Source organism: Demequina sp. NBRC 110055, from assembly GCF_002090135.1.
In the GTDB taxonomy this organism is placed as follows: domain Bacteria; phylum Actinomycetota; class Actinomycetes; order Actinomycetales; family Demequinaceae; genus Demequina.
On the sequence record NZ_BBRL01000004.1, the window covers coordinates 153,146 to 177,096 of the forward strand.

A 23,951-nucleotide genomic window follows, 5' to 3' on the forward strand; every position below is an offset into this window, starting at 1 on the left:
GGTACTACTGTAGGAGCACCCAGCAGGAGGAGGATTCGGTGGCGAGGACACGACGTCCCACGATGGCCGACGTGGCCGCAACCGCGAAGGTGTCGCTGTCGACAGTCTCGCTCGCCTATTCGGGCGCCGGCCCCATCTCCCCCGAGATGAAGGCGAAGGTGGAGCGCGCGGCCGCCGAGCTGGGCTACACCGGTCCCTCGGCGCAGGCGCGTGCGCTGCGCTCGGGCCGTTCGGGCGTGGTGGGCGTCGTCATTCATGACTCCTTCACCCTCGCCTTCCGCGCGCCCCTCATCCTCAATGTCATGGACGGCCTCATCTCGGACCTGGGCGACATGGGCCTAGGAGCGCTGCTCATCCCCGCGCCGCGTGGCGAGGAGGGCGAGACCTCCCTGCTTGAGTCGGCTCCCATGGACGCCGCCGTCATCCTGCGTGTGCGCGATCACGACGACCCCGCGCTCGCGATTCTGCGCAAGCGCGGCCTACCCGTGGTCGTGATGGACGCCGAGCCTCCCGCAGGCGGCGGCCAGGTCACCATCGACGACGGCGCGGCCACCGTCGAACTCATCGAGCACCTACGCGAGCTGGGCCACGAACGCATCGGCACCATCACGCTCCCCCACGCACCCGGCCTCGAGACCCAACTGCGTCCCCTGGACTACTGGCCCGAGACCTCCTGGGCACCCATGCATCACCGGCTCGAAGCGTTCAGGCTGGCCGGCGTGAAACCCTGCGTCGTGGTCGAGGCGCGCGAGTCGATGGTCGCCGAGGGCATCGCCGCTGGCCACCTGGCACTCACCCACGAGTCGCAGCCCACGGCGCTCGTGGTGCAGTCGGACCTGCTCGCCGCGGGCGCGATCTTGGCCGCACGCGAGCTCGACCTGTCAGTGCCCGGCGACGTCTCGATCACCGGCTTCGACGGACTCGATCTCCCGTGGCTCGCTCCGCATGAGCTCACCACCGTGCATCAGGACGGCGTCGAGAAGGGCCACGCCCTTGCGCGCGCCGTCAAGGATTTGCTCGACGGCAACGATCCCGCCCCCGTGCTCACGCCGCTGGAACTGCGCATTGGCACGACGACCGCAGCGGTGGGCGCGGGCCGGTAAGGACGCCACGGCATCGGCCGTCCGTCACCGCCGCGCGGTGTGGGGCTACGCGCAGTCGACGACTGCCTGGGCGCGCCCCAGCACCTTGACACCATCGTGTTCGACCGTGAGGTCCACGCGCGCCGTGCGGCGCTCCTCGTCGAGGGCGCCGATGACGGCTCGGACAGACACGACGGCCTCACCGGGGTTCGGTACCGGAATGGGGCGCGTGAAGCGCACCTGATAGTCGGACACATTGCCCGCGCCCGCCCACTCCTCGACCACGGAGGCGCCGACACCCATGGTCAGCATGCCGTGTGCGATGACGCCCGGCAGACCCACCGACTCGGCGACGACGTCGTTGTAGTGGATGGGGTTGAAGTCACCCGAGGCGCCCGCGTAGCGCACCAGGGTGTCGCGCGTGACGGCGACCTCGCGTTCGGCGACCAGCTGGCCCACCTCGAGGCCGGCGAAGCTGGGGCTCGTCGACTCGGTCATGCGTCCTCCCTCACCGCGAGCGTGGAGACGACGGTGGACACCGGCGCTCCGTCCGCGTCGGCCAACTCCGCGCGCGTCGTCACCATGGAGATGCCCGCGCGCTGTTTGATCGCATCGATGTGGATGGTGGCCGAGATCACGTCGCCGGCAACCAGGGGCCGCACGTGCGTGAAGCGCTCCTCGGCGTGCACCACCTTGGAAAAGTCGACTCCCACTTCGGGGTCGACGACCACGTGGAACTCGGCCTTCTGGGCGATGATCACGGCGAACGTCGAGGGAGCGACGAGGTCGGCGTAGCCTTCGGCTCGCGCGACCGCCACGTCGTAGTGGGCTCCGGACATGGCATCGACGGCGTCGGCGAACTCGCGGATCTTCACCCGCGTCACCTCGTACGGCTCGAAGGGGCCGTACTCGCGGCCCACGGCATCGGGATTCACTGGCACATCGGCCAGCCTAGCGAACCCCTGCTCCGCGCCCGCCTCGTGGCGCACATGCGGCCATGAGCGTCCCCACATCCAGGTTCGTGCCGCAGTTGAGGCCATGTGCGACACCGCGGGGAGACGCCAGGAGGCCCGCGCCATCACTGACGCGGGCCTCCGGGTCGTACGGGTGGCTGTTAGCCGAGGGCCTCCATGATGGGGCCGAGCGCGAAGTACAACACGAACGCCGCGGCGGCGCCCCACAGCAGGGGGTGCACCTTGCGGCCGGCACCGGTGATCACCTGGAGCAGCACGTAGGAGATGAAGCCCACGCCGATGCCGACGGAGATCGAGTAGCCGAACGGCATCAGGATGAACGTGAGGAACGCGGGGATCGCGATCCGGTAGTCCTTCCAGTCGATGTCGGCGACCTGCGAGACCATCAGGAATCCGACGAGCACCAGCACAGGCGTGGCGGCTTCGAAGGGCACCAGCGCGTACAGCGGGGTGAGGAACGTCGACAGCAGGAACGCGATGCCGGTCACGACGGACGCGAGGCCGGTGCGCGCACCGTCACCCACACCGGCCGCGGACTCGATGTACGAGGTGTTCGAGGACACCGAGCCCAGACCACCGGCGGCGGCGCCGATCGAGTCCACGATGAGGATCTGCTGGGTGCGCGGCGGGTTGCCGTTCTCGTCGTTCAACTTTGCCTCGGCGCCCACGGCCGTCATCGTGCCCATCGTGTCGAAGAAGTCGGTGATGAGCAGCGAGAAGATCAGCAGCAGTGCGGTGAGGAAGCCCACCGACGCGAAGCCGCCGAAGAGATCCACCTGGCCGATGAGGGAGAAGTCGGGGGCGGAGACCGCCGAGTCCGGGATGGCGGGGACGACGAGCGCCCAGCCGCCGGGGTTGTCGGCGTTCGTGGCGCCCAGGCCAGCGACGGCCTCGACGATGACGGCGAGAACGGTGGCGACGATGATCGAGATGAGCAGCGCTCCGCGCACCTTCTTCACCATGAGGATGATCGCGGTGAGCAGACCCACGAAGAAGACGATCATCGGCCACGTGTCGATGTAGCCGCCGTCACCGAACTGCGTGATGGTGCCCGCGCCGGTGGAGACGATGCCGGCGTCCACGAGGCCGATGAACGCGAGGAACAGGCCGATGCCGACCGCGATGGCCTGCTTGAGGAACATCGGCACGGCCGCGAAGACCGCCTTACGGAAGTTCGTGAGCACCAGGACCAGGATGATGGCGCCCTCGATGACCACGAAGCCCATCGCCTCGGGCCAGCTCATGCCGGCACGCGAGGCGATCGAGTACGCGAGGAAGGCGTTGATGCCCAGGCCCGCGGCCATCGCCAGCGGGAAGCGCGCCCATACGCCCATGAGAATTGACATGAGGCCCGCCACGAGCGCGGTCGCGGCGGCGACCAGCGGAATGTTCGGCTCGGCGCCTCCGCCGAGGAAGTTGCCCTCGCCGTCCGCGACCGTGCCGATGATGAGCGGGTTCAGGACGACGATGTACGCCATCGTGAAGAAGGTGGTGAGCCCACCGCGGATCTCCTGCCCGAAGGTGGAGCCACGCTGGGTGATCTCGAAGAAGGTGTCGACGCGGCCGATCAGGCCGGTGCGCGCTGGCGCAGACATGAGTGTCTCCTCAGTAACTTGATGGGTGCTGAGTTCCCAATGGTGATTCTGCCGCTCGCGTCGGGGTTCGCGGAAGCGGTCAGAGGATGCGGCGATAGCGTACCGTGCGCCGCGAGCCTGTTCTCACACGTGGGAGCGCTGCCCGGCACACACGCCCAGAAATAGCGAAAGGCCCGCCCCTCCATGAGGAGGAACGGGCCTGTCAGATCTCTCGATCAGCGCGTCTCGCGGTGCGCGGTGTGCTTGCCGCACTTCCGGCAGAACTTGGAGAGCTCCACACGGTCAGGGTTGTTGCGGCGGTTCTTGCGCGTGATGTAGTTGCGGTCCTTGCACTCGGTGCAGGCGAGCGTGATCTTCGGACGAACGTCGTTCTTGGCCATGGTTCTCTCCCAGCCTTGTCGTGACGCGCTTGCTTAAGGCGCGGTCGCGGACGGATCGTCCGCGTCGTAGCGAGGGCGGGACTTGAACCCGCGACCCCACGATTATGAGTCGTGTGCTCTAACCAACTGAGCTACCCCGCCGCGAGAATGGGACCGCCGCCGTCCTCGCGAGAGGTGCGGCGGCGAGCCATCCTTGGAGCCCCGACAGGGAATCGAACCCTGGACCTTTTCCTTACCATGGAAACGCTCTGCCGACTGAGCTATCGGGGCCAGCCGGACTAGGGTACACGCCCCGAGACCGATAAGTGAAATCGGCCCCCAGGGCCCTCTTTCGGGCGGCCGATGCCGTGGTCCGGTGGCGTTGTCAGCCCCCCTGGCTAGGGTGGCGGGATGAGCACGGAGTTGAGCGCGCGCGAGGCTCGCCGCATCTTTCTGGCCGCCCAGTCGTTGACGACGTCGCGTCCGCGCCGGCGGGTGCGACCCGCGGACGTCACGGCCTATCTCGAGCGCCAGGGCGTGCTGCAGCTCGACACCGTCAACGTGCTTAGCCGCGCGCACTACATGCCGCTGTACTCGCGTCTGGGGCCGTACGACACGGCGATGGCCGACGACGTCCTGTGGGGGCACGAACACGGTCACGCCGCCGAGGCGTTCGAGCACTGGGGACACGAGGCCTCGGTGATGCCGCACGACCTGCTGCCGCTGATGTACCACCGCATGGTGGGCGGCGAGTCGTGGAAGGCGCGCACGCGGGCGGCGCTAGAGACAGAGCGCCCTGGCCTCATCGCCGCCGTGCAGGCGGCCGTCGAGCAGCATGGGCCCGTCGTGGCGCGCGATCTCGAACACCTTGCTCCCGCCGAGGGGCCACGGGGGCCATGGTGGGACCAGGGCCACGTGAAGCGCGCCCTCGAGTACCTCTTCATGACGGGCGGCGTTGCCGCCTCGCGGGGACGGCACTTTGCGCGCACGTACGACTCGACCGAGCGGGCGTGGGGCGAGGCACCTGCCACCCTGGGGGCGGATGACCCGGGCGCGACGCCCGCGTCCTGGGGTCAATCCCCGAGCGCCGCACGCCAGGCGCTATTCGATCGCGCGCTGGGTGCGTGCGGCATCGGCACCCTGCGAGACCTGGCCGACCACTTCCGGCTCCCCTTCGCGGCCGGCGCCCGCGGCAGCGACGGCGAGGGGGCGGCGGTGTGGGCGGCATCGGCCGTCGAGCGCGGGCTCGCCCAGTGGGTCACGGTCGAGGGCTGGAAGGACCGCGCGCTCCTCGCCACCGACGCGGTGGACCCCGGTCGCGCGGGCGCCACGGCACTGCTCAGCCCCTTCGACCCCGTGTGCTGGTTCCGACCCAGGTTGAAGCGCATGTTCGGCGTCGACTACCGCATCGAGATCTATACGCCCGAGGAGAAGCGTCAATACGGGTACTACTGCCTGCCGCTGCTGGTCGGCGACCAGATTCCCGCGCGCTTCGACCTCAAGGCGGACCGCAAGGCGGGCATGCTGCTGGTCCAGGCCTCATGGCGCGAGCCAGCGGCCGCCCCCGGGTCGCGCCGGTTGCCCGACGATCGCGTCGCCGCGGCAGCGGCGCGGGAATTACTCACCATGGCCCGGTGGTTGGACCTCGAGTCGGTCAGCGTCGCCCCTCGTGGCGACCTCGCCCCGACTCTCGCATCTGCCCTGGTTCCCGCGGGCGCCGGCACAGATGCGGCGTTAGGGTGAGCAGAGCGACTCCCGTGGCGATGGCCGCCACGGCTGATGAGAAAGCGAGCCCCCTTCCGTGAGCACTTCCCCCGCTCCGATCGCTGACGCGAAGCTCAATCGCCGCGTCCTCGGCATCACCATCGGAGCCGCACTCGGCGGCTTCCTGTTCGGCTTCGACTCGTCCGTCATCAACGGCGCCGTCGACTCCATCTCCTCCGACTTCGACCTGGGCGATTCGCTCACCGGTTTCGTCGTCGCCTCCGCCCTCTTGGGATGCGCTGTCGGCGCGTGGTTCGCCGGCGGTATCGCCAACCGGTACGGGCGCATCCGCGTGATGGTGATCTCCGCGATCCTGTTCCTCGCCTCCGCCGTGGGCTCGGGGCTCGCCTTCGCGGTGTGGGACCTCATGCTGTGGCGCATCGTCGGCGGACTCGCGATCGGCGCCGCCTCCGTGATCGCGCCCGCCTACATCGCCGAGGTGGCGCCCGCCAAGTTCCGCGGCCGCCTGGGATCCTTGCAACAGATGGCGATCGTCCTCGGTATCTTCGCCGCGCTGCTGAGCGACCAGGTGCTCGCCGAGGTCGCCGGTGGCGCCGACGAGGTGCTGTGGTTCGGCCTCGAGGCCTGGCGCTGGATGTTCATGGTGTGCGTGATCCCCGCTCTCGTCTACGGCCTTGCGGCCCTGCGGCTTCCCGAGTCCCCCCGCTATCTGGTGTTCCGCCACCGCAAGGAGGAGGCCGCCGCGGTGCTGCGCGACTTCTCCGGCGAGCAGGACGTCGACCACCGCATCGACGAGATCGAGCGCTCCATCGGCCACGACGAGAACCAGTCCGTGCGCGACCTGCGCGGCAACCGCCTGGGCCTCATGCCGATCGTGTGGATCGGCATCCTGCTGAGCGTCTTCCAGCAATTCGTCGGCATCAACGTGATCTTCTACTACTCCACGTCGCTGTGGCAGTCGGTAGGATTCGAGGAGAGTCAGGCGTTCCTCACCTCGACCATCACGTCGATCACCAACATCGTGTTCACCATCGTCGCGATCATCTTCGTCGACCGCATTGGACGCCGCCTCCTGCTGCTGATCGGATCGTCGGGCATGTTCCTGTCGCTGCTAGCGATGGCGATCGCCTTCTCGACCGCCACCGTGGACGCCGACGGCAACGCCTCGCTCGACGGCGTATGGGGCGGCGTCGCCCTGGCCGGAGCCAACCTCTTCACCGCGTTCTTCGCCGCCACGTGGGGACCGGTCGTGTGGGTGCTGCTGGGCGAGATCTTCCCCAACAGGATCCGTGCGGTCGCGCTCGCCGTGGCCGCCGCCGCCCAGTGGCTGGCCAACTGGACGATCACCATGACGTTCCCGATCTTCGCGCACATCGGCCTCACGTTCGCGTACGGCTTCTACGCGGCCATGGCGTTGCTGAGCCTCTTCTTCGTCATCTTCAAGGTGCCGGAGACCAAGGGCATGGAGCTTGAGGACATGGACGGCGTGGAGATCCACCGCGGCAAGTTCGTCAAGACCGAAGACGGCCACAAGCGCGTCATCGACTGACCCCTCGCCTCTCGCGTCAGCCCGGGACCGTCGGTCCCGGGCTGACGCGCGTCTGCGGGCCTACTGTGGCTCGTGTGACCTGGTTCTACGATCCGCTGCGCTCGTACGAGGACAACTACGCGCACGGCCCCTTCGGGGCGTGGGCGGCCGATGCCGTGGCCGGGTCACCCGTCCAGGCCTCCTCGCGCGACACCGACCACACCTTCCTGGGCCGGCCCGTGCACCGGCCCTTCGGGATCCCCGCCGGCCCGCTCGTCAATGCCGCGTTCTGTGCCGCGGCCTTCGCGCATGGGGTCGACATCGCGGTTTACAAGACGGTGCGCACCCGAGCGCACGCCTCGCACCCCTTCCCCAACTGCCTCGCGGTCACCACGGAGGGCCCGCTCAATCCCGACCGACTCGACACGCTCGTCGCCGGCTCCGATCTGAACCGCGCGCGGTCCATTTCCAACTCCTTCGGGGTCCCGTCGCGTGATCCCGATGAGTGGCAGCCCGACATGGCACGCGCTGTGGCGGCAGCGGGGCCGGGTCAGGTGCTGGTGGGCTCCTTTCAAGGCACGGGGCGCGGCAGCGGCGAGGACGCCTACGTCGCAGACCACGTGCGCGCGGCCGAACTCTGCGTCGAGGCGGGCGCACCGATCCTCGAGATGAACCTGTCCTGCCCGAACGAGGGCACCGGGAACCTGCTGTGCTTCGACACGGCTCTCGTGGCCCGCATCGCCGCCGCGGTTAAGGAGGCGGTGGGCGACGTGCCTGTGGTGCTGAAGCTCGCCCACTTCGCGTCGCAGCCCGCACTGGAGGAGTTCCTCGCCGCAACGGCGCCCATCGTCGACGGCTACGGGGCCATCAACACGGTGCCCGCGCGCCTCGTCGATTCCACCGGGGCCGCCGCGCTGCCCGGGGCCGGACGCGAGATCGCTGGGGTGTGCGGCGAGGCGATCCTTCCCGCGGCCATCGCCATGGTGCGCCGCATCGCGCGCTGGAGGTCAGATGCCGGAGCGGACGTCTCGATCATTGGCGTGGGCGGGGTCATGAGCCTCACGGACGTGGCGGCCCACGTCGCCGCGGGTGCCGACGCGGTGATGAGCGCGACCGGCGCGATGGTGGACCCGGAACTCGGGCGGCGTGTCGCGGACGCGTCCTGGCCCGTTTAGGAGGCGTCCTACGGACCCGTGGGACTTAGGGCCCAGGCACTCCTCACAACCAGATCTAGTGTCATCTCTCACACGGCACCCCCACATGTAGTGGTACGGGTCGCCGGGCCAGACCATCGTCGGGGAGGGAATCAGGGTCATGACCATCGCGGATAGTGATCGCATCACCACGGACTCGACGGTCGTGAGCCTGCGCGTCGTCAAGCGCGACGGCCGCACCCTGGACTTTGACGCTCGGCGCATCCAGGCGGCGCTCGCCAAGGCCTTCCGCGAGGTACACGGAGCAGACACCGCCGCGCACGAGGCGCGGGTGGCCGCGCTGACCGCCAGCATCGTCGACGAGCTCCGGGCGGGCCACGTAGGCGACGTCAAGATCTACGAGATCCAGGGCGCCGTCGAGCACGAGCTGCTCGAGGCCGGCGAATACGACGTGGCGCGCGCGTACATCGACTACCGGGTTGCACGCGACTTCCGTCGCGCGAAGGCGACCGACCTCAACCACACCGTGACCACCCTGCTCGAGAAGGAATCCTCGGTCGTCAACGAGAACGCGAACAAGGACGCCGACGTGTTCAACACGCAGCGCGATCTCACCGCAGGCCTCGTGGGCAAGGCCATCGGCCTGAGGATGCTGCCCCCTCACGTCGCGAACGCTCATACCAAGGGCGACCTGCACTTCCACGACCTCGACTATCAGCCGTATGCCCCCATGACGAACTGCTGCCTCATCGACGTGCCCGAGATGCTCGCGCACGGCTTCCGGATGGGCAACGCGGAGATCGAGCCGCCGCGCTCCATCCAGACCGCGACCGCACAGATCTCGCAGATCATCGCCAACGTGTCCTCGAGCCAGTACGGCGGCTGCACCGTGGACCGCATCGACGAGGTCCTCGCCCCCTACGCGGCCCTCAACTACGACAAGCACCTCGGCGAGGCGGCGACGTGGATCGCCGACCCCAGCCAGCATCGGCCGTACGCCGAGGCGCGCACGCGCAAGGACATCGAGGACGCGATGCAGTCCCTCGAGTACGAGATCAACACGCTGTTCACGTCCAACGGGCAGACGCCCTTCACGTCCGTCGGCTTCGGGCTCGGTACCGGCTGGTACGAGCGGGAGATCCAGAAGGCCATCCTCGAGATCCGCCGGCGCGGCTTGGGCAAGGAGGGCCGCACGGCGATCTTCCCTAAGTTGCTGTTCACGCTGCGCCGCGGCGTCAACCTCGAGCCGGACGACCCCAACTACGACATCAAGGAACTGGCGGTGCTGTGCGCGACGGAGCGCATGTACCCCGACGTGCTGTCGTACGACAAGATCGTGGAGCTCACCGGCTCCTTCAAGGCGCCCATGGGGTGCCGCTCGTTCCTGCAGGGCTGGACCGATGCGGACGGCAACGACGTCGTGAATGGCCGCATGAATCTGGGCGTCGTGACGCTCAACCTGCCTCGCATCGCGCTCGAGGCAGCGGGGGATCTGGACTCCTTCTGGCGACTCCTGGACGAGCGTCTCGCGGTGGCGCACGACGCCCTCACGTTCCGCGTGGCCCGCTGCAAGGAGGCCGTGCCCGCGAACGCGCCCATCCTGTACGTGCATGGTGCGTTCGGGCAGCGCCTGGCGGTCGAGGACGACGTGGACGACCTGTTCCGCGACGGCCGCGCCACGGTGTCGCTGGGATACATCGGCCTGTACGAGGTCGCCACGGCGTTCCACGGCGGGCAGTGGGAGTCGCTGCCGGAGGCCAAGGAACTGACGCTCGCGGTACTGCGCCGGCTCGCGGCAGCGACCGCCGCGTGGAAGGCCGAGTCCGGGTACCACTTCTCGGTGTACTCGACGCCGTCCGAGTCGCTCACGGACCGCTTCTGCCGGTTGGACCGCGAGCGCTTTGGCTCCGTCGCGGACATCACCGACAAGGACTACTACACCAACTCGTTCCACTACGACGTGCGCAAGGCGCCGACGCCGTTCGAGAAGCTCGACTTCGAGGCGCCCTACCCGCAGTACGCGTCCGGCGGCTTCATTCACTACGTCGAGTACCCCGTGCTGCGCAGCAACCCCCGGGCCCTCGAGGCGGTGTGGGACTACGCCTACGACCGCGTGGGCTATCTGGGTACCAACACGCCCATCGACCGCTGCTACGCGTGCGGCTTCACCGGAGACTTCGACCCCACCGCGCGCGGCTTCGCGTGCCCCGAATGCGGCAACGACGACCCACGCACCTGCGACGTCGTGAAGCGCACGTGCGGGTACCTGGGCAACCCCCAGGCGCGACCCATGGTTCACGGCAGGCACGAGGAGATCGCGGCGCGGGTCAAGCACCTGCCCGGGACCGTGCGCCTTGGCGGCGACAGCGCCGTCGAGCGCGCTGGGGGTGCCACAGCGGTGAGCGTGGCTGCTGCCGGCGCGGCCGGGTCGATTCAAGCGGCGTCCGGTTCGCGCGGCAGTGAGGGCGGTCCCGGGGGCCGGGGATGACGCGCGAGCCGGACGTCCGCACGTGGCAGGCGACCAAGGTGTCGCACTCCTACGTCGCGGACTACAAACCCTTCTCCTTCGTCGACGGCGAGGGTGTGCGGTGCTCCCTCTATGTCGCGGGCTGCCTTTTTAAGTGCGACGGCTGCTACAACGAGGCGGCGTGGTCGTTCCGGTACGGACAGCCCTACTCAGCCGAGCTCGAGGACCGCATGGTGGCCGATCTGGCTCACCCCTCGATTCAGGGTCTGTCGTTGCTGGGCGGCGAGCCGTTCCTCAATACCCAGGTGGCGCTCGCCGCGGTGCGCCGGCTGCGCGCCGAGTTCGGGAGCACTCGCGACGTGTGGTGCTGGACGGGCTACCGGTTCGAGGCGCTGCTGGAGGACTCCGACGACAAGCGTGCGCTGCTCGCCGAGATCGACGTGCTGATCGATGGCACCTACGAAGAGTCGCAGCGAGACCTATCGCTCGCGTTCCGGGGCTCACGCAACCAGCGGGTGCTGGACGCCCGTGCGTCCGTCGCGGCGGGCAACGCCATCGAGCGCTGACGGGCGCCTACTCGCAGACCACCCCGTCGCCGTCACGATCCGAGTACCACTCGTACTCGGGGTCGGTGCCCTTGACGTACGGGCCGTAGCCGGAGGGCAGGTCCTTGCAGTACGGGTAGCGCTCGTCCAGTTCGGGTTCTGATGTCTCCGTGGGCGCGGCCTGCGCGTTCGACGATTTCTTGGGCGCCGGGGTGTCCTGGGGCTCGGCGGTCTTCGCCGGCGCCGGAGCCTCGCCCAGACCCGTCGAAACCACGGGCTGATCGCCGGGCGCTGGAAGCTCCTGATCCGGGCACGTCTCGAGAACGTCGACCATCGCATCGAGCTCGGCCGGGGTCACCCACAGGGAGTACTTGGCCTTCACGGCGACCTGACGCGCCACGTACTCGCAGCGGAAATCCGCCTCGGGCGGCAGCCACTCGGAGGCGTCGTCGTCGCCCTTGGAGCGATTCTCACCAGCATCCACCGGTTCGAGGTTCAACGGATCGTTCGCGAACGACACTCGCTCGGAGTAGGTGAGGTCCTGAGCGCCCGTGGTCCACGCTGCTGACAGCGCCACGAGGTGATCGATGTCGACCTCACTCGCCCCTCCACGCTCGAAGTGAATCCACTCCCCCGTGAACGGATCTGGGAGGTCGCCCGCGGTCACCGTGCACGATCCCGAGATCTCGATGTTCTTGAGGCGCTCCCCCAACATGTCGTCGCGGGTGGAGCAGCCGTTGCGGTCCACGTCGACCCAGCCATCACCGAACTGCTCACGGGAGTAACCGTCGCTCGACGCGGCCTCACGGACCGCGAGCGCAAACACTGCTGCCATCGCCGAGCCCGCGGCATCGGACGAGGCCGACGGCGAGGGGCTTGCCTCCGCGCGCGAGGCGCTCGGGCTGGGCGACGGCTCCGCAGTAGCCGACGCCGACGGGATACTCGAGACGGGCGTGGGAGACGCGTTCACGGATGTCTCGCCGCTCGTGCTCACACTGTCGGCAGGGACCGCGCACCCGGCGGCAAGGATCGCGACGGCGACGGCCAGCGCGGCCGTGCGCACGCGCGCGGGTAGGTGCATCAACAGCGGCGTCATGGTGCTCCCTCAGCGTCTGACTGCCCGGCACTGTAGCCTCGCCCGCACCCCGGCACGAGCCAGTGTGACCCTTATCTCAGTGACGAGAATGACGAAGGCCCCGCCGAAGCGGGGCCTTCTGTAGTGGCAGGTGAGGGATTCGAACCCCCGAAGTCAGTGACGGCTGATTTACAGTCAGCTCCCTTTGGCCGCTCGGGCAACCTGCCGTGCTCCCGGTCCGCGAGGAACCTGGCGCGCATGGAAGGATAGCAACCAAAGCGGCTCCGACGCGAATCCGTGCCGGACGCAGACAACCCAGACGCATGGGCCGCCCCTCCGGCGGTCCCCAAAGGAGGATGACATGGCTTCCGACAGCAGCTTCGACGTGGTGAGCAAGGTGGACCGCCAGGAGGTCGACAACGCGCTCAACCAGGCGTCCAAGGAGATCCAGCAGCGCTACGACTTCAAGGGCGTGGGCGCCTCGATCGAGTGGTCCGGCGAGACCATCGTCATGAAGGCGAACTCCGAGGAGCGCGTGCTCGCCATCCTCGACGTGTTCCAGTCGAAGGTCATCAAGCGCGGCATCTCGCTGAAGGCCATCGACTCGGGCGAGCCCCAGCAGTCAGGCAAGGAGTTTCGTCTGGGCGCCACGATCAAGGAGGGCATCGCTCAGGACGTGGCGAAGAAGCTCACCAAGATCGTCCGCGACGAGGGGCCCAAGTCCGTCAAGGCCCTCATCCAAGGTGACGAGCTGCGTGTCTCGTCGAAGTCGCGCGACGACCTCCAGACCACCATGGCGCTCCTCAAGAACGCGGACGTCGACACCGCGCTCCAGTTCGTCAACTACCGCTGACATACGGCCGATGCCCGGGTCGCCTCCCTACGGAGGCGACCCGGGCATCGGCGTGAGTGGCGCTACTGCGCGGAGTCAGCGGCTCTCGACGGCCTCGGTCACCTTCGCCACCGCGTAGCCCCACGCTTGCGAGACCTTCGGGTGCGGCGGGACCGCCACCTCGTCGGGATTCGTGACGACGTCGAGCAGAACTGGACCGTCCTGCGAGAAGGCCCACTGCAGCGCGCCGTCGAGATCGTCAGGTTCCGTGACCCGACGTCCAGCGAGCCCCATCGCCGTCGCCACGGCCGCAAGATCCGGGTTGTCGAGCTGCGTGCCGAAGGACGCGATGCCGCCCTCCTGTTGCTCGAGTTGCACCATGCCGAGCGAGGCGTTGTCGAAGACGACCACCACTACGGGGAGTCGGTACGAGACCGCGGTGCGCAGGTCGCCCAGTAGCATCATGAGGCCGCCGTCACCGGACAGCGACACCACGCGACGGGTGCGGTCAAGCGCCTGGGCGCCGAGCGCCTGCGGCAACGCATTGGCCATCGAGCCCAGGTTGAACGAGCCGAGTAGTTCGCGGTCGCCCCGCATCTCCACGTAGCGCGAGGACCACGTGGTGGACATGCCCGTGTCCATCGTGAAGATCGCGTCGTCGGGGGCGTGACGGTCCACGGCTGCCGCGAGCGCCTCTGGCCGAATGCGGTCGTCGGGGTTGTCGAAGACCGAGCGCACCTTCGCGACCACGCCGGACTCCTCGTAGTCGGGGTCCGCGATGTGGTCCTGGCGCTCGCGCCACGACTCGTAGGTATCGCGGATCGAGTCGAGGAAGCCCGTGTCCTCGTGGGCGGTCAGGCGCGGCAGCAGGGCCGCGAGCGCCTCGCCCGCGTCGCCGGTCACGGCGACATCGACGGGAACCCGGCGACCGATATGGGTGGCGGCCCGGTCGATCTGGATGACCACGGCATCGGCCGGATAGAAGTCTCGGTACGGGAAGTCGGTGCCCACCATGAGGAGGACGTCGCAGTCCTGGAGTGCGTCGGCGGCCGCCTTGTTGCCCAGCAGCCCCGCCTGGCCCACGTTGTACGGGTTGTGGCCGTCGAAACCGGTCTTTCCCTTGAGGGTGACCACCATGGGTGCGTTGAGCCGCCCGGCGACGGCGAGGGTCTGCTCGCGGGCATGCTCGGCGCCGCGGCCCACGAGCATCGCGACCTTCTTGCCTTTGTCGAGGGCGGCAGCAGCGGCCGCGAGCGCGTCCTCGCTCGGGACGGCGGCGGCCGAGGGGACCGCGAAGGAGGGAGCAGGAGTCCCGGACGGGAGCTCGAGCCCGCCGATGTCGCCGGGGATCGTCAGCACGGCCACGCCGCCCTGGGCGTAGGCCGCATTGACCGCGGAGACGAGCATCTGGGGCAGCTGCTCGGGCGAGGTCAGCGTCTGATTCCACACCGACACGTCCTCGAAGACGCGGTCGTTGTTGACCTCCTGGAAGTAGTTGGTGCCGATCTCTGCGCTCGGCACCTGGCCGCAAATCGCGAGCATCGGGGTGTGCGACTTCTTCGCGTCGTACAGGCCGTTGATGAGATGCAGCGAGCCGGGGCCCACGGTGCCCATCACGACGCCGATACGTCCGGTGAGTTGGGCCTGCGCGGCCGCGGCAAAGGCGCCGGCCTCCTCGTGGCGCACCCCCACCCATTCCAGGCGGTCCTCGGTGCGGATGGCATCCGTGAGGGGGTTGAGCGCGTCGCCCACCACCCCCCAGATCTGCGTCACGCCGTGGTCGGCGAGCGCGTCGACAATGTGTGTCGCGACGGTCGTGCTCATCGGGTGTCTCCTCTCGTGGTGACGTGCGGGGTATGGAAGGAATCGGCGGAGGCGAGGTCCCAGTCACGCGCCCAGTTGGCGGGGGCCTCGCTCAGCAGCTCACCGGTGTGCAGCCAGTCGTAGCGGTCGGCGTACGAGACCGTCTCGCCGGGGCCGATCACAAGCCGCAACTGCTCGGGACTGAGTTCCTCGGGGCGGCGCACACCCATGGACGCCATCATGCGGGCGGCCTCGTCGACGGTGGACTTGTGATAGCGGTAGACCCGCATGTACTTGTCCTCCACGTCGAGTGCGCGAACGCGGCGCGGGTCTTGGGTGGCGACCCCCACCGGACACGTGTCGAGGTGGCAGCGCTGGGACTGAATGCAGCCCGTGGCCATCATCATGGGCCGTGCGGCGTTGGTGTAGTCGGCGCCCTGGATGAGGCGCTTCACGATGTCGTTACCCGCAGCCACCTTGCCGCTCGCGCCGAGGCGCACCCGGTCGCGCAGGCCCGCGCCCACCAGCGCGTTGTGCACAAGCATGAGTCCATCGGTGAGCGGCATCCCCATGTGATCCTCGTACTCGAGGGGGGCGGCACCGGTGCCGCCCTCGGAGCCGTCGACGATGATGAAGTCGGGCGCGGTACCCACCTCGAGCATCGCCTTCACCATCGCGAGCACCTCGACTCGTGACGACACACACAACTTGAAGCCGGCCGGCTTGCCGCCGGACAGCTCACGCATGCGCGCGATGAACTCGATCAGTTCGGTGGGCGTCGAGAACACCCGATGGCGAGGAGGGCTGACCAGCTTTTCGCCCACCTTGGCGCCGCGGGTCTTGGCGATCTCCTCCGTGACCTTTTTGCCCGGCAGCACGCCGCCGATGCCCGGCTTCGCGCCCTGCGACAGCTTGAGGGACACGGTCTTCACCTGGTCCCACTGAGCCTTCTGCGCGAACTGCGCGGCGTCGAAGTCACCGTCGTCGGTGCGGCACCCGAAGTACCCAGTGCCGATCTCCCACACCAGGTCGCCGTTGCTTTCCGTGTGATACGGGGAGATGCCTCCCTCGCCCGTGTCGTGGGCGAACCCGCCCTTTTCGGCGCCGCGGTTGAGGGCGCGGATGGCGTTGGAGGACAGCGCACCGAAGCTCAGGGACGACACGTTGAGCAGCGACATCGAGTAGGGCTTGGCACAGTCGGGGCCTCCCACGCTCACGCGCGGGGGCTCGTCGGGCGCCTCGAGCGGCGCCGTGGAGTGCACGAGGAACTCGTGACCGGTCTCGTAGACGTCGAGTTCGGTGCCATAGGCCTTCTCCGAGTGAGTGCCCTTGGCCCGTTCGTAGATGATCGAGCGGGTGTCCCGGTCGAACGGCTTACCGTCCCAGTCGCGCTCGATGAAGTACTGCTGGATCTCCGGCCGGATCTTCTCCAGCCCGTAGCGCAGGTGCCCCACCACCGGATAGTTGTGCAGTACCGAATGCTTGCGCTGGAGCAGGTCGTACGCAGCGACCGCTGCCGTGGCGCCCAGCGCCACCATGGCTCCGGTCAGTGACGTTCCTACCCGCTTGCCGGGCATGGTGCCTCCGCGCTGCGAGGCGCCGCTCGGTCGGCGACGAACCTTGCACGAGGGCAACGTCCCGGCCGGGGCCGACCATTCCCTTGGCCCCGCGTCCGACGAGACGGGGTTCCTAGAAGTGCTGCCCGTTGCGGCGGGCCATCTCCTCGAGGCGGCCGATGCGCTGGTCCATGGGCGGGTGCGTCGCGAACAGGTTCGCGAGACCCTCGGCCTTGAACGGGTTGGCGATCATCATGTGCGACACGTTCTCGAGCTTGGGGTCGGCCGGCAGAGGACGGGCGGCGGTGCCGCGTTCGAGCTTGCGCAGCGCGCTCGCGAGGGCGAGCGGGTCGCCCGTGAGCGTCGCCCCGTCCTCGTCCGCGTCGTACTCGCGGGTGCGGGAGATGGCCATGCGGATGAGGGTCGCGGCGATGGGTGCAAGGATCAACATCGCGATCATGCCGAGCGGACCCAGGGGGTTGTCGCGGTTGTTGCCGCCGCCACCGAAGAAGAACATCATCTGCGCGAGCGCCGTGATGATGCCCGCGAAGGCCGCGGCGACAGAGCCGATGAGGATGTCGCGGTTGTACACGTGCTGCAACTCGTGGCCGAGTACGCCGCGCAGCTCGCGCTCGTCGAGGATCTGCAGGATCCCCTCGGTGCAGCACACGGCGGCGTTCTTGGGGTTGCGGCCCGTGGCGAAGGCGTTGGGCGCCTGGGTGGGCGACACGTACAGGGCGGGCATGGGCTGGTTGGCCTCGGCGGACAATTCGCGGACGATCCGGTACATCGCGGGCTGCTCGACCTCGGTCACGGGGCGGGCGTGCATGGCACGGATCGCGAGCTTGTCGGAGTTCCAGTACCCGTAGAAGGTGCCGAAGACGCCGAACAGCGCGAAGGCCCACAGCCACTGGCCGCCGTTCACGAAAGAGCCGATGCCCAACAACACGACCCACATCAGGACGAACAGCCCCATGGTCTTCACGCCGTTGAAGTACTTGCCTGACACGGTTCCTCTTCCCTCGTGGTCCTTCAGCGTGGCAACGGCCGATGCCGCGGCCGGGTTCCCGGGCCACGACGCCCGGATACGCACTCGAGCCCGTCAGCGTCCGTATCGACGGGCTGGAGTGATTCTACGAGCGCTCGGGCCCGTCGATCGGTGAGATGACGGGCGCGAGCGCGCGTGTCATGCATACGAGGTCGGCGCGCTCCTCCCACGAATCGACCTCGACGAACCCGAGCCGCGCATAGAGCCGTCTCGCACCGTCGCGCCATCTCCACACGGTCAGCGCGACCTCCGCGTCGCCGCGAGCCTGTGCGCGCTCGCACGCGGCCTCGACCAGCGCCGCCGCGACCCCGCGGCCCCGGGCTGCCGGCACCGTCCACAGCCGCTTGACCTCGCACCGACCCTCATCGGGCGCGGTCAACACGACCATCCCGAGCGGCTCGCCCGCGTCTTCGGCCAGGAGCACCGTCGCGCCCGCGAGCGCGGCGGCCGGGTCCGCGACCTCCCGGCGATAGCTCTCGGGGAGGGCCGATGTCCCGGCAACCTCTGCGCCCTTCTCGCGCTCCGTGGCGATCAGGTAGGCGGCGAGGAGGTCGGAGACGGCCCTCCGGTCGCGCGGGTCGTCGGGCCGAGCGGGGCGCACCGTCGGCACCGCACGCGCAGCCCGCACGGAACGCACGAAGGCCGGCGCGGGGTCACCCCCGGCGCCGGCCTCGTGCCCTGCCATGACTACTTGCGCTTGAGCGCGATGTCCGTCATCTCCTCGCGGGGAACGACCTTGACGCGCTCGCGCCCGTCGGCCTCGCCGAGCGCGAGCTCGTGGGCGTCGAGGATCTCCCAGTCGTGCCACTGGACCACGTCCACGCCGCGCTCCTTGAGAAGGTGGAGCACGTTGTCCGGGCTCAGCTGCTGGGCACCGGCCTGCGACTCGGCGTAGAGGCGCGGGGCGTCCTCGACCAGGTTCGCAATGGTCTCCTGGGCGTCGGACTTGGTGTGGCCGATGAGGCCCACGGGTCCGCGCTTGATCCAGCCGGTGGTGTAGAAACCAGGCACGACGTCGCCGCCGTCGACCACGCGGCCACCCTCGTTGGCGATGGTGCCGCGCGAGTGGTCGAACGGCACTCCGTCGATCTCGGTGCCGTAGTAGCCGACGGCGCGGTACACGGCCTGGACCGGGTAGTCGATGAACTCGCCCGTGCCCTTGACGTTGCCGTCGCCCTGGAGCTCGGTGCGCTCCATACGGATGCCGACGACCTTGCCGTCCTCACCGAGCACCTCGTGAGGGGACTGCAGGAAGTGCAGGTGGATGCGGCGCGAGGCGGTGCCCGGGTCCTTCATCGCGTAGTCGGTGAGGGTCTTCACGACCTGCTTCTGCTGCTTGTTGTTCTCGGCGACCTCCATCGAGGCCTCGTCGAACTCGTAGTCCGTCTCCGGGTACACGACGATGTCGACGTCGGGCACGTGGCCCAGCTCACGCAGCTCGAGCGGCGAGAACTTCACCTGCGCGGGGCCGCGGCGACCGAACACGTGGACGTCGGTCACGGGCGAGGCGGCAAGCCCCTCGTAGACGTTCTGAGGGATCTCGGTGACGGCGATGTCCTTTGGGTGCTTCGCGAGCACGCGGGCGACGTCGAGCGCGACGTTGCCGACGCCGAGGACGGCGACCTCCTTGGCCTCGAGCGGCCAGGTGCGCGGGACGTCGGGGTGGCCGTCGAACCACGACACGAAGTCGGCGGCTCCGAAGGATCCCTCCAGGTCGATACCAGGGATGTTGAGGTCGGAGTCCTTGAAGGCTCCGGTCGCGAAGATCACCGCGTCGTAGTGGGCGCGCAGGTCCTCGAGGGTGAGGTCGGTGCCGATGTTGACGTTGGCGAGTAGGCGGATGTCGCCGCGGCCCAGCACGTTGGCAAGGGCGACGATGATCTGCTTGATGCGCGGGTGGTCGGGGGCCACGCCGTAGCGGACCAGCCCGAAGGGCGCGGGCAGGCGCTCGATGATGTCGATGGACACGTCGAGGCCGGACTTGGACAGGATGTCGGAGGCGTACGTTCCGGCGGGGCCGGCGCCGATCACGGCGACGCGCAAGGGTCGTTCGGTGGTCACGGGACTCACTTTTTCTTTGGCGGCAGGGAAGCAGGCCTCGAGGGCGCTCTCGAACGGCACTAGGGACCGAGTATAGACATGAACATTTGCTAGCCAATCGGCGTCCTTGCGAGCACGGCCGAGCGCACCCCGCCACGCTGGAGCCATGGCCCCGTCCGCCCCCACGGCTCCCGCCGCCGCCCAGCCAGCCACGGCATCGGCCGTCGTGACTCCTCGCCTGCTGACGGCGACGGACTACCTGGCCGATGCGGTCAGCCGCATCGCGACCGCGACCCGCCGCGTCCTCATCACCACGCTGACGCTCGCCGACGACGACAAGACGGGGCCGCTCATCACGGCGCTCGAGGCGGCCGCGCGGCGAGGCGTCGACGTGCGCGTCGCCGCCGACGTCTTCACCTATGTCGACGCCGCCGGAACGTTCCTGCCGCGCGGGCACCTGACGCGCCGCAAGCGCGCGAGCTCCGCGATGGCCTCGCGACTCGCGAACGCGGGCGCGACGTTCATGTGGCTCGGGTCCGAGCGCGGCCTCATCTGGCGCGGGCGCACCCACACCAAGTTCTGCGTGGTCGACGACGTGGCGTACGCGTTTGGCGGGGTGAACCTCGACGACCGGGGCGTCAGCAACGTGGACTTCATGCTCAGGTGCGAGGACGCGACGCTCGCTGACATGCTCGACGCGGTGTTTGCACGCATCCGCGAGGCAAGCCTGCTGGAGCAGGGCCATCGCTCGTTGTCGCTGCGCACGGGCAACCGGGACGAGGTGCTCGTGGACGGCGGAGTGCCGGGCGACTCGATCATCTACCGCCGCGCGGTGAAGTACGCCAAGCGTGCCGAGCACATCCTGCTGGTCAGCCAGTACTGCCCCACGGGCGAACTGGGACGCCTGATCGAGTCGCGCGACCACGAGCTGTATTTCAACCCGCCCCGCCTGGCCTCCGCCGCGAACCGCGTGCTGATCTCCTCGTCGATGGCGGTGACGGGCCACCGCACACGCTACGGGCGGGACACCTACCTCCACGCCAAGTTCATGGTGTTCACGCTTCCCGGTGGGCGGCGCGTGGCGCTGACGGGCTCCCACAACTTCGTCGCCGGCGGCGTGAGGCTCGGCACCCGCGAGATCGCGCTGCTGACGCACCGTGACGGACTCATCAGCCAACTGATCGATTTCCACCGCCGCGAGGTGGCCCCACAGGCGGCCAACTAGGGGGTTCCCGCGCACGAACCCCTGTGGCACACTGGGACCTATGTCCCAGCAGCAGATTGTCCGCGCATCCATGATGTGCCGCTGCTGCTGTGCCATGTGTCTGCCGGCCTGACCGCCCACGGACACAGATCCCCTGTAGCCCTGGGCGCTCGGCCTTCCGAGCGCTAACCAGTCGCGCTCGACAAGGCCTCGCTCCCAGAACCTGACGAGTCGAGGAGTCTCGGTGACCGACACCGACACCACCAAGCCTGCATCCGATGCTGCCGCCGCCGAGGCGGAGGAGCGCCGGCGCCACCGCGAAGAGGCGCGCCTCATCCGCACCCGCGAGGCCGCCGCGCGCAAGAACACCGCCTCGAAGGACGGCCAGTGGGCCGCGGGCGACCGCACACCGCTGAACCCCAACGAGGAGATGAAGGCTGCGGGCGACCCGCTCGAGGTGCGCGGGCGCATCGAGTCGATGTACTCCAAGTGGGGCTTCTGGTCCATCCCGCCGGGCGACCTGCGCGGCCGCTTCCGCTGGTGGGGCCTGTACACGCAGCGTCGCCAGGGCATCGACGGCGGCAAGACCGCCATCCTCGAGCCGCACGAGCTCGACGACGAGTTCTTCATGCTGCGCGTGCGCTCGGACGGCGGCCAGCTGTCCGTCGCGCAGGCCCGCACGATCGGCACCATCTCCGAGACGATGGCGCGCGACACCGCGGACGTGTCGGACCGCCAGAACATCCAGCTCCACTGGATCCGCATCGAGGACGTTCCCGAGATCTTCCGCCGCGTCGAAGAGGTCGGGCTGATGTGCGCCGAGGCGTGTGGCGACGTCCCGCGCGTCATCCTGGGCTCCCCCGTGGCGGGCGTCGCCGAGGACGAGCTCATCGACCCCACGCCGCAGATCCGCGACATCATGGATCGCTACATTGGCTCCCCCGAGTTCTCGAACCTGCCGCGTAAGTTCAAGACGGCGTTCACCGGGCAGCCGATCCCCGACATCCTGCACGAGGTGCAGGACATCGCCTTCTGCGCGGTCGAGCACCCCGAGCTAGGCGTGGGCTATGACCTGTGGGTGGGCGGCGGCCTATCCGTCAACCCCATGCTGGGCCACCGTCTGGGCGTCTTCGTCAAGCCCGAGATCGCCCACGAGGTGTGGAAGGGCGTCGCCTCGATCTTCCGTGATCACGGCTACCGCCGCCTGCGCACGCGCGCCCGCCTCAAGTTCGTCCTGAAGGCCTGGGGTCCCGAGAAGTTCCTGCAGGTGCTGCAGGACGACTACCTCGGCTACGAGCTGCCGAAGGGCCCCGCCCCCAAGCTCGCTCAGCGCGGCGACCGCGGCGACCACGTGGGCATCCACCGTCAGAAGGACGGCAACTACTACGTGGGCGTCGCCCCGGTGGCCGGTCGCGTCTCCGGCGCGAAGCTCAACGCCATCGCGGACATCGCCGAGGCGGCCGGCTCGAACCGCATCCGCCTCACGCCGTTGCAGAAGATCCTGGTGCTCGACGTGCCCGAGGACAAGGTCAACGACGTCGTCAACGGCCTGCGCGCGCTCGAGCTCGAGTCCGACCCCGGCGAGTTCCACCGCAACGTCATCGCCTGCACGGGAATCGAGTACTGCAAGCTCGCGATCGTCGAGACCAAGGCGACGGCGCGCGAGGTGGTGAAGGTCTTGGACGAAAAGTTCCCCGACCTCGACAACCCCATCACCGTGCACGTCAACGGCTGCCCCAACTCGTGCGCGCGGGTGCAGATCGCGGACATCGGCTTCAAGGGCCAGCTCGTGCTGGACGAGGAGTCGGGCGAGCAGGTCCCCGGCTTCCAGGTCCACCTGGGAGGCCGCCTGGGCCGCGGCGACGACAACGACTTTGGACGCAAGATCCGCGCCCACAAGGTCACCGAGAAGGGCATGCCCGAATATGTGGAGCGGGTCACCACGAACTACCTCGCCGACCGCGTGAGCGCCGACGAGACGTTCGCGGACTGGGCCTTCCGTGCCGAGGAGGAACTGATCAAATGACCACGATCCTGCCTGGGGCCGCCATGCTGACCCTCCTCAACCCCAAGGAGTGGAACGCCGAGACGTGTGCGGAGGTCAATGCCCGGCTCGAGCACGCCTCCGCGGGCCACATCGCCGACTGGGCGGTGGCGACGTTCGGCCAGGATCTGGTGGTCGCCGGCTCCATGCAGGACACGATCCTCCCGCACCTGTTCGGGACCCGGCTCGAGGGCGTGGACGTCCTGTTCCTCGAGACGGGCTACCACTTTGCCGAGACGCTCGCGACGCGCGACGCCGCCGCGGCAGCGTTCCCGATCACCATCGTGAACGCCGAGCCGGAGCTCTCGGTTGCCGAGCAGGACGCCCAGTACGGCAAGGACCTCTTCGCTCGCGACCCCAACCTGTGCTGCCAGATGCGCAAGGTCGAGCCGCTCAAGCGGGCTCTCGGCAACTACCGCGCGTGGGTCACGGGCGCCCGCCGCGTTGACGCGATCACCCGCTCCGAGATGCCGGTGGTCTCCTGGGACGCCAAGCACGGCCTGGTCAAGATCAACCCCCTTGCCCTGTGGGACGACCAGTCCGTCGAGGACTACCAGGCCACGCACGATCTCCCCCGCAACCCGCTCACCTCCCAGGGCTACCCCAGCATCGGCTGCGCGCCCTGCACCCAAAAGGTCGCCCCCGGAGCGGACCCGCGTTCGGGCCGCTGGGCGGGCCAGGGCAAGACGGAGTGCGGCATTCACGTGTAGCCGACCACGACATCGGCCGTCGGGATGTCGATGTGTGGCCGATGCCATAGACGTCGAGGGAGCCTCGGTAGCGGTAGCGCTACCGAGGCTTCCGTGCGTAAGGGCGCCTTGTCGTGAGACTCGTGTCACACGTTGTTTACGCGGAATGTCTGGTTCGTCACATTGACGCGTCGTACGCTGACGACGAGACCTCCGCGTCTCGTGGCACTC

At 68.7% G+C, this 23,951-nt stretch carries 20 protein-coding genes and 3 tRNA genes; 10 read left to right on the forward strand and 13 right to left on the reverse strand.

Annotation, left to right across the window (positions count from 1 at the left end; genetic code table 11):
- The first annotated feature begins 62 nt into the window (after positions 1-62).
- Positions 63-1,103, forward strand: a complete 1,041-nt coding sequence (locus B7K24_RS00785) for a substrate-binding domain-containing protein (RefSeq protein WP_084127969.1) — start codon at positions 63-65, stop codon at positions 1,101-1,103.
- 45 nt (positions 1,104-1,148) lie between these two features.
- Here the strand turns inward: B7K24_RS00785 and B7K24_RS00790 are convergent, their stop codons facing one another.
- The 6 genes from B7K24_RS00790 to B7K24_RS00815 all read right to left on the reverse strand — a co-directional run bounded on the left by B7K24_RS00790 (position 1,149) and on the right by B7K24_RS00815 (position 4,301).
- Positions 1,149-1,580, reverse strand: a complete 432-nt coding sequence (locus B7K24_RS00790) for a MaoC/PaaZ C-terminal domain-containing protein (RefSeq protein ID WP_084127971.1) — start codon at positions 1,578-1,580, stop codon at positions 1,149-1,151.
- Positions 1,577-2,023: a MaoC family dehydratase N-terminal domain-containing protein gene (locus B7K24_RS00795; RefSeq protein ID WP_084129180.1), complete on the reverse strand. Its 447-nt coding sequence runs from the start codon at positions 2,021-2,023 to the stop codon at positions 1,577-1,579. Before B7K24_RS00795 ends, B7K24_RS00790 begins: the two co-directional genes overlap by 4 nt.
- Positions 2,024-2,196: 173 nt before the next feature.
- A complete protein-coding gene (locus B7K24_RS00800) occupies positions 2,197-3,651 on the reverse strand; it encodes an NCS2 family permease (RefSeq protein WP_084127972.1) in 1,455 nt (484 codons plus the stop codon).
- A gap of 215 nt (positions 3,652-3,866) precedes the next feature.
- On the reverse strand, positions 3,867-4,031 hold the full coding sequence (rpmG, locus tag B7K24_RS00805) for a 50S ribosomal protein L33 (protein ID WP_042213233.1): 165 nt from the start codon (positions 4,029-4,031) through the stop codon (positions 3,867-3,869).
- Positions 4,032-4,098: 67 nt separating this feature from the next.
- A tRNA-Met gene (locus B7K24_RS00810) sits at positions 4,099-4,172 on the reverse strand.
- Between the two features lie 53 nt (positions 4,173-4,225).
- Positions 4,226-4,301, reverse strand: a tRNA-Thr gene (locus tag B7K24_RS00815).
- Positions 4,302-4,421: 120 nt separating this feature from the next.
- On the opposite strand from B7K24_RS00815, the gene B7K24_RS00820 reads away from it, so the two are divergent.
- The 5 genes from B7K24_RS00820 to nrdG all read left to right on the forward strand — a co-directional run bounded on the left by B7K24_RS00820 (position 4,422) and on the right by nrdG (position 11,450).
- The gene (locus B7K24_RS00820; RefSeq protein WP_084127973.1) at positions 4,422-5,753 is read left to right on the forward strand and encodes a winged helix-turn-helix domain-containing protein; all 1,332 of its coding nucleotides are present in this window, start codon (positions 4,422-4,424) and stop codon (positions 5,751-5,753) included.
- Between the two features lie 58 nt (positions 5,754-5,811).
- The gene (locus B7K24_RS00825) at positions 5,812-7,284 is read left to right on the forward strand and encodes a sugar porter family MFS transporter (RefSeq protein WP_084127975.1); all 1,473 of its coding nucleotides are present in this window, start codon (positions 5,812-5,814) and stop codon (positions 7,282-7,284) included.
- A gap of 74 nt (positions 7,285-7,358) precedes the next feature.
- The gene (locus B7K24_RS00830; protein WP_200808258.1) at positions 7,359-8,438 is read left to right on the forward strand and encodes a tRNA-dihydrouridine synthase; all 1,080 of its coding nucleotides are present in this window, start codon (positions 7,359-7,361) and stop codon (positions 8,436-8,438) included.
- Positions 8,439-8,577: 139 nt separating this feature from the next.
- On the forward strand, positions 8,578-10,905 hold the full coding sequence (nrdD, locus tag B7K24_RS00835; protein WP_084127979.1) for an anaerobic ribonucleoside-triphosphate reductase: 2,328 nt from the start codon (positions 8,578-8,580) through the stop codon (positions 10,903-10,905).
- The gene (gene nrdG, locus B7K24_RS00840; protein ID WP_084127981.1) at positions 10,902-11,450 is read left to right on the forward strand and encodes an anaerobic ribonucleoside-triphosphate reductase activating protein; all 549 of its coding nucleotides are present in this window, start codon (positions 10,902-10,904) and stop codon (positions 11,448-11,450) included. Before nrdD ends, nrdG begins: the two co-directional genes overlap by 4 nt.
- A gap of 7 nt (positions 11,451-11,457) precedes the next feature.
- Here the strand turns inward: nrdG and B7K24_RS00845 are convergent, their stop codons facing one another.
- Complete coding sequence (locus B7K24_RS00845) at positions 11,458-12,525, reverse strand: DUF1524 domain-containing protein (RefSeq protein WP_084129181.1); 1,068 nt, start codon at positions 12,523-12,525, stop codon at positions 11,458-11,460.
- Between the two features lie 124 nt (positions 12,526-12,649).
- A tRNA-Tyr gene (locus tag B7K24_RS00850) sits at positions 12,650-12,731 on the reverse strand.
- Positions 12,732-12,865: 134 nt separating this feature from the next.
- Between B7K24_RS00850 and B7K24_RS00855 the strand changes: the two genes are divergently transcribed.
- Positions 12,866-13,357, forward strand: a complete 492-nt coding sequence (locus B7K24_RS00855; protein WP_084127983.1) for a YajQ family cyclic di-GMP-binding protein — start codon at positions 12,866-12,868, stop codon at positions 13,355-13,357.
- Positions 13,358-13,432: 75 nt separating this feature from the next.
- Here the strand turns inward: B7K24_RS00855 and B7K24_RS00860 are convergent, their stop codons facing one another.
- From B7K24_RS00860 to B7K24_RS00880, 5 genes are all read right to left on the reverse strand, one after another.
- The gene (locus B7K24_RS00860) at positions 13,433-15,160 is read right to left on the reverse strand and encodes a thiamine pyrophosphate-dependent enzyme (RefSeq protein WP_084127985.1); all 1,728 of its coding nucleotides are present in this window, start codon (positions 15,158-15,160) and stop codon (positions 13,433-13,435) included.
- On the reverse strand, positions 15,157-16,716 hold the full coding sequence (locus B7K24_RS00865; protein ID WP_144268046.1) for an FMN-binding glutamate synthase family protein: 1,560 nt from the start codon (positions 16,714-16,716) through the stop codon (positions 15,157-15,159). The genes B7K24_RS00860 and B7K24_RS00865 overlap by 4 nt, the downstream gene beginning before the upstream one ends.
- Positions 16,717-16,828: 112 nt before the next feature.
- Entirely contained in the window at positions 16,829-17,704 is an 876-nt protein-coding gene (gene htpX, locus B7K24_RS00870; protein ID WP_144268047.1) for a zinc metalloprotease HtpX, read from the reverse strand.
- Positions 17,705-17,828: 124 nt separating this feature from the next.
- The gene (locus B7K24_RS00875) at positions 17,829-18,428 is read right to left on the reverse strand and encodes a GNAT family N-acetyltransferase (protein ID WP_084127989.1); all 600 of its coding nucleotides are present in this window, start codon (positions 18,426-18,428) and stop codon (positions 17,829-17,831) included.
- A gap of 2 nt (positions 18,429-18,430) precedes the next feature.
- Complete coding sequence (locus tag B7K24_RS00880; protein ID WP_234986500.1) at positions 18,431-19,804, reverse strand: FAD-dependent oxidoreductase; 1,374 nt, start codon at positions 19,802-19,804, stop codon at positions 18,431-18,433.
- Positions 19,805-19,949: 145 nt separating this feature from the next.
- Between B7K24_RS00880 and B7K24_RS00885 the strand changes: the two genes are divergently transcribed.
- From B7K24_RS00885 to B7K24_RS00895, 3 genes are all read left to right on the forward strand, one after another.
- On the forward strand, positions 19,950-21,008 hold the full coding sequence (locus B7K24_RS00885) for a phosphatidylserine/phosphatidylglycerophosphate/cardiolipin synthase family protein (RefSeq protein ID WP_084127993.1): 1,059 nt from the start codon (positions 19,950-19,952) through the stop codon (positions 21,006-21,008).
- A 223-nt stretch (positions 21,009-21,231) separates the two neighbouring features.
- Positions 21,232-23,013 (forward strand): nitrite/sulfite reductase, encoded by a 1,782-nt coding sequence (locus B7K24_RS00890; protein ID WP_304441532.1) that lies wholly within the window; start codon positions 21,232-21,234, stop codon positions 23,011-23,013.
- A 23-nt stretch (positions 23,014-23,036) separates the two neighbouring features.
- The gene (locus B7K24_RS00895; RefSeq protein ID WP_084129183.1) at positions 23,037-23,741 is read left to right on the forward strand and encodes a phosphoadenylyl-sulfate reductase; all 705 of its coding nucleotides are present in this window, start codon (positions 23,037-23,039) and stop codon (positions 23,739-23,741) included.
- Positions 23,742-23,951 lie beyond the last annotated feature (210 nt).